The organism is Exiguobacterium sp. SL-9 (genome assembly GCF_004336985.1).
Lineage (GTDB): Bacteria > Bacillota > Bacilli > Exiguobacteriales > Exiguobacteriaceae > Exiguobacterium.
Genome location: NZ_SJUO01000041.1, coordinates 1 through 396, shown reverse-complemented (window position 1 = coordinate 396; position 396 = coordinate 1). Strand labels below are relative to the sequence as shown.

Annotated in this window: 1 protein-coding gene; it reads left to right on the top strand. The window is 53.0% G+C overall.

Annotated features, from left to right (window positions below; translation table 11 throughout):
- Positions 1–396 (top strand): S1 RNA-binding domain-containing protein (locus EVJ34_RS15560; protein WP_131486173.1); only part of this gene is annotated, 396 nt, incomplete at both ends.

The window sequence follows — 396 nt, the reverse complement described above, 5'->3', positions numbered from 1 at the left end:
GTCTGGAAGCATACGCCACCTGGACTTCGCCGATCCGTAAATATGGCGACATGATCAACCACCGTCTGCTGAAAGCGGTTATCAAAGGCGAAACTGCGACGCGCCCACAGGATGAAATCACTGTCCAAATGGCCGAGCGTCGCCGTCTCAACCGGATGGCAGAACGTGATGTTGGTGACTGGTTATACGCACGCTTCCTGAAAGACAAAGCCGGGACCGACACCCGTTTCGCAGCGGAAATTGTCGATATCAGCCGTGGCGGCATGCGTGTTCGTTTGGTTGATAACGGCGCTATCGCCTTTATTCCGGCACCTTTCTTACACGCTGTGCGCGATGAACTGGTTTGCAGCCAGGAAAACGGCACTGTACAAATTAAAGGTGAAACGGTTTACAAAG